Source organism: Parasphingomonas halimpatiens, from assembly GCF_036663795.1.
Lineage (GTDB): Bacteria > Pseudomonadota > Alphaproteobacteria > Sphingomonadales > Sphingomonadaceae > Sphingomonas.
On the sequence record NZ_JAXOJP010000071.1, the window covers coordinates 1 to 8,572 of the forward strand.

The 8,572-nt window shown below is 58.9% G+C and carries 5 protein-coding genes, 1 tRNA gene and 1 pseudogene; 5 read left to right on the top strand and 2 right to left on the bottom strand.

All coding sequences use genetic code 11. The features are described from left to right. Window positions 1-688 precede the first annotated feature (688 nt). From U1839_RS26355 to U1839_RS26365, 3 genes are all read left to right on the top strand, one after another. The gene (locus U1839_RS26355) at window positions 689-898 is read left to right on the top strand and encodes a helix-turn-helix transcriptional regulator (protein WP_332806530.1); all 210 of its coding nucleotides are present in this window, start codon (window positions 689-691) and stop codon (window positions 896-898) included. 164 nt (window positions 899-1,062) lie between these two features. Next, window positions 1,063-1,281, top strand: a complete 219-nt coding sequence (locus tag U1839_RS26360; protein WP_332806531.1) for a hypothetical protein — start codon at window positions 1,063-1,065, stop codon at window positions 1,279-1,281. Window positions 1,282-1,364: 83 nt separating this feature from the next. Next, window positions 1,365-5,603, top strand: a complete 4,239-nt coding sequence (locus U1839_RS26365; RefSeq protein WP_332806532.1) for an RHS repeat domain-containing protein — start codon at window positions 1,365-1,367, stop codon at window positions 5,601-5,603. A 711-nt stretch (window positions 5,604-6,314) separates the two neighbouring features. Here U1839_RS26365 and U1839_RS26370 read toward each other — a convergent pair. After that, window positions 6,315-7,475, bottom strand: coding sequence for a tyrosine-type recombinase/integrase (locus U1839_RS26370; RefSeq protein ID WP_332806533.1), 1,161 nt, complete (start codon window positions 7,473-7,475; stop codon window positions 6,315-6,317). 70 nt (window positions 7,476-7,545) lie between these two features. Between U1839_RS26370 and U1839_RS26375 the strand changes: the two genes are divergently transcribed. Together U1839_RS26375 and U1839_RS26380 are read left to right on the top strand one after the other, a co-directional pair. After that, window positions 7,546-7,660 (top strand) — tRNA-Arg (locus U1839_RS26375). Window positions 7,661-7,733: 73 nt separating this feature from the next. Then, window positions 7,734-8,156 carry a hypothetical protein gene (locus U1839_RS26380; RefSeq protein ID WP_332806534.1) on the top strand — a complete coding sequence of 141 codons (423 nt, stop codon included), beginning with the start codon at window positions 7,734-7,736 and terminating at the stop codon, window positions 8,154-8,156. A gap of 299 nt (window positions 8,157-8,455) precedes the next feature. On the opposite strand, the pseudogene U1839_RS26385 reads toward U1839_RS26380, so the two are convergent. Continuing rightward, a pseudogene (locus U1839_RS26385) lies at window positions 8,456-8,572 on the bottom strand (IS5 family transposase); the annotation flags it as partial.

Here is an 8,572-nt window from a genome sequence, read left to right on the forward strand (position 1 = left end):
TTAAGGCAGCTCCATTCTTCGTCGCTCATCAAACCACGGATCAAGGCAGCCTCCCAAAAGCCACCCTGAATCAGATACTGCCGCTATTGGGAATCCCCTTTGTCAACACGGCCTAGAAACGGGGCTCAACCTGGATCTCATCGAAGAAGGAGCAAGCATGGCATTATCGACTTGACCGAGACCCCCTCCCCATGTGGGCGGGTGGGCGGCAGGAGCGGACCGACAGTCCCGCCGATGAAGGCGGGCAGCACCCGCAGGGCCGAAACGAAGAGGAGGACCTGAGCGCAGCTCAGGTTGCGGCACGCCGCGGCGGGACTACAGGGCAGCGACGCCCACCCGCCAATTCGATGCCGGAGGCACACGCCATCGCGCTCGCGCGATGTCCGCGAACCGGTGCAGAGCACCGGCGGGATTGATCCTCTGGATCAATCCAGCGTCAGCGATCGTCATCCGAATGGACCGAGACGCCGCAGAGCGACTCGGCGTCGCGGAAGCGGCGTAGAGCGTGGTCATGCCGAAGGCGTGAGACGCCAGGCTCCCAACATCGCGATCAGCCCCCACGCCAGAGCAACTCTTACGCCGCCACAGCACGCCACGTGCCGCCATCTGGACATGATCCCCTTGCGCCGCGCTCCAACATCCCAAACCTGTTCGCGGGGAGCCAGACCGACGCACACAGGACCACGCCATGACCGACGCCCCCGATCGCATCCTCCGCCTCAAGACCGTCCTCGAACGCACCGGCCTCTGTCGATCGACCCTCTACCGCAAGATGGAGAACGGCACGTTTCCCCAGAACGTCCACATCAGCGTGCGCTGCGTGGGTTGGCGAGAGTCAGCGGTGACCGAATGGACCCGCAACCCGATTTTCTATGAAACACCGGATCATTGCCAGTAGACAGGTAGGAGTTGGCCTGGCCGACGTCATTGAATTGCCGCGCTTGTCACCAGCGACAGCAACCAAATCCAAAACGGTTGTTCCGCACCGCCATCGCTATCCGACTACTTCGATTTATGTTCTACCTGCTCACACCTAGAAAAAGGCATGATGGGCGGGGCGACATGACAAGAAAGAGTTGGGCCGAACTGCTGGTTATCGGCGCATTGATTGCCGCAGCCGGGATCGCAAGCGCGTCGGAGACCATCACCTACAGCTATGACGCAAAGGGCCGGCTGATTCTGGCCCAGCACAGCGGCACGGTGAACAACAATGTGATCGCCAATTACACCTATGATGCCGCCGACAATCGCAAGAATCTGAAGGTTACCGGCGCACCCTGAGTGGCGCGGGGGGGGGGGGGGGCCGCAAAAAGCCGCTCGCGCCACTGTCGATCCAATCACGATCCAAGTTGCCAGGGGGACTCATGAAACTCAAGAATAACCTGCTTGCACTTGCGGTTACCGGAGCTCTGCTTTCGGTCGCGGTCAGCGCGCCCGCCCGCGCGCAGGTGCAGGCGGAAGTGCCTCCGGTCGTCTCCCAGATCGACGATAACGGGATCGATCTGGTGAGTGGCAAGGGCGTTATTGTCCCGCTGAAGATCGCGATCGGCCCGGGCGGCCCTGGGAGCCTCGCGTATAGCTTCTCAACATCGAACGAAGGGCAGGACGATTGGCTCGGGTTCATCACGGTCGATAGCGCGACGTCCACCCATTACAGCGTAACCATTGGCGGCGGCAGCGACGTCTTCATCTTGACCGGCGCGCTCGGCACGGGAACCTTCGCGCAGGATCAGGGCGGCAGCGGGTCGACACTGACCTACAACAGCTCGACCCAACAATTCACCTACACGGCCGCGGACGGTATGGTCGGCGTTTTCGCCAAGCAACTTATTGCGGGCGACGTGCTAGACTCGGTGCCGCGGATTCTCAGCCTTACCTACCCAGCAGGGGAAACGCTGAGCTATTCGTACCGAAGGACATCCGATCCAGCCAACCTTTATACGCTGCGTTCGATTGTCAGCAATCTCGGCTACCAGCTTCGCCTGACCTGGGGGCTGGATAACAGCAACGTTCTGCATGTCACCAGCGCCGTCGCCTTCAACATGGCGGATGAAACCTGCGATCCCAATGCCGACGTTTGTACCTTGGTCGGCAATTGGCCAAGTATGACGATCGACGGGGCCTATCACGCAACCGACAATGCCGGGCAAACCGCGAGTGTGACTCTTACAGCGCAGGGCACGGCCGGGCTCCAGACGGTCACCTTTCCCAGCGGGCACCAGCAAAGCCTGACGCTGACGACCTGGACTTCAAGCGGACTCGTAACCGGGTTCAGTGATGGCGTTGGAGCATGGACATACTCGACCGGTGTCGATCAATTTGGCCAAGGTAACGCGGATTCCTCCAGCCCGGCCGGGCTTCATCACCATGTGTATTTCGATGGCGCTAGCGGGCGACCGTTCGCTAACCTTGTGGGAGGCGCGATTGCGACCTCCTACCACTATGGCAGCGACAAGCGCCCCGATAATATCGCACTCGTGCAGATCGACCAGGCAGTCGTCAAATACACCTATGATGGGCGCGGGAACGTGACCGAGAAGCGCAGCGTGTCGAACACGCCGGGAACGCCGGCCGATGTCGTGACCAGGGCCTTCTATCCAGCGAGTTGCACGCAGCCCAAAGTCTGCAACCAGCCCATCTACACGATCGACGCGAACAACCAGCAGACCGATTATACCTACGATTCCGCGCACGGCGGCGTTCTAACTGTCACCTACCCTGCTGACGCCAACGGCATCCGGGCGCAAACCCGCTATAGCTATATTGCGCTCAGCGCGAACTATCGTAACGCGAGCGGCGTGGTCATCGCGGGTTCGCCGGTCTATCGCCTTACTTCGATATCCCAGTGCCAGACGAGCACAAGTTGCGCGGGGACTGCGGACGAAGTGAAATCCACAACGACCTATGACCCGAACAATGCGCTCCTGCCTGTGTCGGTGACCAAGGGCGCAGGCGATCTGTCGCTGGTGGCGACTACCACGATGACCTATAGCCGGGTCGGAGACCTACTGACCGCCGATGGACCGCTTCCCGGATCGGACGATACGACACGCACCTATTATGATGTCGCGCGGCGCGCGATCGGTAGCATTGGTCCCGATCCTGACGGGGCCGGGCCGCGGTTGCGGCAAGCCGTACGGACAACATTTAGTGGCGAGCAAGTCACGTCCGTCGAGACCGGCACCGCGACGAGCCAGAGCGACACGGGGATGTCGACCTTTGTGGCGGCCCAGCAAGTCCTGAGCGACTTCGACGCGGCCGGCCATGTTGTGAAGCAGCGCGTGGTAGCCGGTGGCGTCATCCAGTCACTCGAGCAATATAGCTACGCGAGCGATGGCCTGCCGGACTGCGTCGCCCGGCGCATGAACCCCACGATCTTCGCGACGATCACTGCTGCGGCCTGCACGCTTGGCACACAAGGAAGCGGTGCGAATGATTTTGGCCCTGACCAGATCACCAAATATGGTTATGACAGCCTGCGGCGTATGACCTCGGTCAAGAATGCTTTTGGCACAGCCGTTGAGTCGACCCAAAGCACGGTTTACGGGAATCTCAGCATGGTCACGGCGGTGATCGATGCCAATAACAACCGCACCTCCTACAGCTATGACGGGTTCTGGCGGATCTCGAAGATTCAGTATCCGGTCCCGGCACAGGGCGCGAACACCAGCTCGACAACGGATTTCGAACAGTTCAGCTATGATCTGGCTGGCAACATCTTGAGCCGGCGGTTGCGCGATGGAACCTCCGTCACCTTCAGCTACGACCATCTCAACCGTCTCACCACCAAGACACCGCCCGGGACCGAGCCCGCCACCAATTACACTTATGATCTGTTCGGCCGCACTACGCTTGTCTCGCAGCCTGCCATTGGCGTTTCTCACACCATGGTATGGGATGCCCTGAGCGAACTCAGAAGCGAGACCCAGCCTTTCGGGACGATGAGCTACCAATACGATCAGGCCGGCCGGCGCAGGCTGACAGGATGGGCCGACGGATTTATCGTGAACTATGACCATGCGGTGACGGGCGAGGTTACAGCAATCCGGGAGAACGGTGTCACCTCGGGTCCGGGCGTTCTCGCGACCTACAGCTATGATGATTTCGGTCGACGGACGGGAATCACGCGCGGAAATGGGGCGACGACGAGCTACGGGTATGACAGCGTTTCGCGACTATCGTCGCTGTCGCACCACCTGTCGGGAACTGGCAGCGATTTCGGGGCCGGGTTCACCTACAACCCGGCAAACCAAGTTGCGAGCACGACGCGCTCGAATGACATCTATGCCTATGGCGGCAACGCGAACATGGATAAGCCCTATGTAGTCAACGGGCTGAGCCAGGCGACCAGTTCGAACGGTTATGCGATCGGATATGATGCGCGGGGCAATGTAACGAGCGCGGCTGGCAGCACTGGCACGAGCACCTTCGGCTACAATTCCGCAAATCTGGTCACGAGCGCCAGCGGCGGCACGACGCTGCACTACGATGCCCTCGACCGACTCATGGAATATGACACAAGTATCTCAACCCGCTACGTTCATGACGGGCAAAATGTCGCGTCCGAAGTGTCGAACCCCTCGAACGCCATTCAGCGGCGTTATGTGTACGGTCCGGGGGACGATGAGCCGGTTGTCTGGTATGAGGGCTCGGGAACAAGCGATCGGCGTTGGCTGCATGCCGATGAGCGCGGTTCGGTGGTGGCGGTGAGCGATGGTTCGGGTGCCGCCATCGCGATCAACAGCTATGACGAATTCGGCGTGCCGGCGAGCGGCAATATCGGGCGTTTCCAATATACCGGCCAGGCATGGCTGCCGGAACTGGGGCTCTATGACTACAAGGCGCGCATGTACTCTTCCCGTCTAGGACGGTTCATGCAGACTGATCCGATCGGCTATAGCGACGGGATGAATCCCTATAACTATGTCCATGGCGACCCGATCAACGGGACTGATCCGACAGGTATGTGCGATAAACAAGTCAACCTCATCTGGTGGCACCTGGATTGGTTCCCCAACGGGCAGTTTAATAGCGATCGAAGCTTTCAGCGTCCTTTCATGATGTGTCTCGATGACTTCGCTCAGGTCGACCCATCGCCATTGGGAAATGGCGGGCTCTTTCAGTATAGACTTTTGCAAATAACCCAACAAAAGGTACGAAAACCCAACCCAAAGAATTCAAAATGCGGTAAATTAATAATGCAGTCCCAATACACTAAAATTTTTGGTCAAATGGGAACGGATTTAACCGTTAATCCTATGTTTATAATGGCCACAGCCGTGCAAGAGAGTGGCTGGAATTTGTCACACGTTTATGGAACAAATAGCTTAAGTCATGGTAAGCCGCTAAACAATCTGTTCGGTTCTACTTTGCATGGAGGAAACAACTTACCATATCCGAACGTTCAGGCATCTGCTCGAGCTTGGGAAAGTAATTGGGGTCCCTATCTGGAGAACCCTCCACAAACGATAGCACAATACGCCAATGATCTTAATAGCAATCCGCATCATATGTATAATAGTAATCCTGCATACCCGGGAGAGCTAGCCAGGCGTTTAGGGCAATTACAAGATGCCGCCCAGGACTGTGGCATCCAATTTTGAGGTGCTTAATGAGGTACATGAAATTTATCTCAGCCTTCACAGCGTTTATGATCTTTGGCGCCCCCTCATCACGCGCTGCTGACGTTGAGCGCTCAATCGTTCGCAATTGCCGGCAGGCAGGGTATCCGGGACCTGGAATCGGACAACGGTACAGAGGGACGATTCACAATGAGGATTACGATTTCGCGGCATCTCTGCCATCTGGGTTGGCCGGGTGGAGCGGTGTGGCTGGTTCTGCCCCCTTCCATGGCTTCACGATCTTTCTCGACTCAAAGCGGCAAAGTTGCATCGTTTTCGAAATTCATCTCCGAGTAGACGAGGAGGACGCGATGCGAAGACCTCAGAGCGCGGAGTCCGTTGGCTTCGGTAAAGCCGGCGGGTGGCAAACGAGGAACTCCGGAGCTGTCGGCGGTATAAAGTTGCTAAATATTACGACCAATTTTTCCTTCAAGCAGCCGGACCAGGTGGATGATGGATCAATCCTCTTGGTAACGCCCCCCTCAAACGCGCGAGCCGCACTACGGATTTATGACGCGTTCCTCAAGAATCTTAGGTTCGGCAAGACTGGGGCGCCGGGACGTAGGTAGAAGGTTCTCACGATGGTCGCGAGACAGCCGTTAGAGATCGATGATCCAGCAAGCTACGCGACGACGCAGGCATGGCGGTAGACCCGGGCGGGCCGAGCATCACCAAGCGGAAGAAAACGGCGATTTAGAGATCAAGACCCGCCAAGGCGTGAGTTGCTGCGTGCCGGCAGAGATGACCGTAATGGCGCTCGATCATTTCCACGCTCGTGTCGCTTATCTGCGCGACGGTGAGCAGGGGAAGGCCGCCGTTCACCAGATCGGTGATTGTGCTGTGGCGCAGCGTGTACGCTGTGGCGCCGTCTGGCAGCTGCGCTTTAACGACCGCTTCCGCGATCGGTCCTTTCCACGACTCCTTGTCCCACCGCTTTCCGTTGTCGCGCGCCACCAACGGCTCGCTCGGCAAGCTGCCTTTCGCCTGAGCCGTGAATAATTTGGCGACGGTCGGTGGCAGAAGGATACGGCGCGGCTTTCCGCTCTTGTCCTTGCCGATGGTCAATTCCGACGTCCGCTTGTCGAAATCCGTCACGTTTAATTTGGCGACAGCACCGGGGCGAAGGGGAAGCAGGCAAAGGGTCCTGACGAACGCAGCCGCTTCCTTGTCGATGTTCTCCAGGAGCGCACGGCGCTGACTGCGATCGAGATACAACGTCCGCTGTCGATCCGCATTTCTGATCGGCTTGAGCGCCTCTTGCCAAGCGGCCTCGGTATCGGGGGCACCTGGAGCGATAACCTTGTTGAGCGCCGCCCGAAGCACTGCCATATCGCGGTTGATCGACGCGGGAGCGCGCGGGCGGGTGGTCTGCTCGCCCTTTTTGCGGCGACTGACTAATGCTGGCTTTTCCTCCAACCTCTGCCGCCAGCCTTTCAAGTGGTTGCGGCGAAGCTTCGCGAGCTTCAGCTTCGCAATGGTGTCGGAATAGACATACCGCTTGAAACGACCTTCGGCTTCAGCGTTCGATTTGACATAGCGCCGGCAAGCTTCCTCGACCGTTTCGATCTTTTCCTCGGGCTGTGCCCCGGCTTCGACCACGGAGACAAATGCCTCGGCGTCTTGCTTCGCGATCGCGAACCGGTCACGGCCGGGATGCTCGCCGTAATCACCAAGCGCTTTCAACCGATAGCCGCGCTGATCCTCGTCATAGGCACGCGCAACCCAGGTTCCCGCACCCTCACGCTGCGAGGGCCGATAGCCGAGGAAGCAACCCGGTCGTATGCGCTGCCAGTGTGGCTCGCGCCGCGCGGGCAAGGCGTCCCGCTCCTTCACTTTGCTCAAGTCCAGCGCCATTTTCACTCTCGTTGCTTATTCCGTACGGAAAAAGTACGGAAAACATGGTCGGAATTCTATGGACCAACTGGCACAGAAAATCAAGGATTTCCGCCGTTTTCTGCGTCTCAGGGAGTGCCAAAACCACCCATTTCTCTGCCCTCCGAAGGCAGAGGCCACAGGTTCGAATCCTGTCGGGTGCACCAGCTAAACGATCTGACGAAGTGCGGTGCTCAGCGGCCCGGGCGCGCTTACGCCCCGAGCAACCACGCCTCAGCCATGGTGACCGATCCGAAGCAGCGCGCGCATCAACTGACTGCGGGCGAGTGTCTGGCTGACGACGAAGGCGAGCCGCTTCGACCGATATGCCGGATCGCCGAGGATCTTCTTGAAGGAGGCCACCGCTTCCTGCGACTGGATCTTCATGCCGCGCAGATCATTCAGTGTCAGATGCTGGTTGGGCGCGCAGGTGAGTTGCGCATGGACGACGGCGCGTTCGGCGACGAAGCGTGCAATATCGTCTTCACCGAAGAAGCCGCTCATCGCGATATGGACGAGCGATCGGGGAATATCGACCCCGATGGTAAAGCTGTCGTCCGTCGGCCGCAAATCGTTCGTCGAATACCTGACCGCGATGCCACCGTTCTGACCCGGATGCTGCCGGCTATATACCGCGTTTTGCACGAATTCTTCTCTCCCTGACGGAATCGGCGACGCATCTGCCCGCTGCCGATGAGCAGAACTATCGATCCAGCGTTTACCTGACGTGACGCGCAGCCTGCCGGGCTGCGGTAACCGCTTTGTTGCACTCGCCCTCCCTTTGCCACGCGCCTCCCCAACTTGGTCCGCAGCTTCGGCAGCGTCCGCAGCCGTCTTCCTAACCTCCCGAGCGCATTGTCCCCGCGCAGCGTGATGGTTTCACCAAAGAATGGCCGTGACGAGGCTCGGGGTGACGACGATCGAACAGCCATCGACGACCTGTCCGACCTCTTCCGAATGGACTAGGAGGCGTTGACAAATTGGCGCATCCACAGCCGGATTGAGACGAGGTGGATGAAGCCGAGATAGCTATCGGCGGTTTTGTCATATCGGGTGGCGAGCCGCCGGGCGTTTTTGAG

Coding starts and splice junctions, on each gene's coding strand:
- U1839_RS26355 (WP_332806530.1), top strand. CDS start 689: ATGACCGACGCCCCCGATCGCATCCTCCGCCTCAAGACCGTCCTCGAA.
- U1839_RS26360 (WP_332806531.1), top strand. CDS start 1,063: ATGACAAGAAAGAGTTGGGCCGAACTGCTGGTTATCGGCGCATTGATT.
- U1839_RS26365 (WP_332806532.1), top strand. CDS start 1,365: ATGAAACTCAAGAATAACCTGCTTGCACTTGCGGTTACCGGAGCTCTG.
- U1839_RS26370 (WP_332806533.1), bottom strand. CDS start 7,475: ATGGCGCTGGACTTGAGCAAAGTGAAGGAGCGGGACGCCTTGCCCGCG.
- U1839_RS26380 (WP_332806534.1), top strand. CDS start 7,734: ATGGTGACCGATCCGAAGCAGCGCGCGCATCAACTGACTGCGGGCGAG.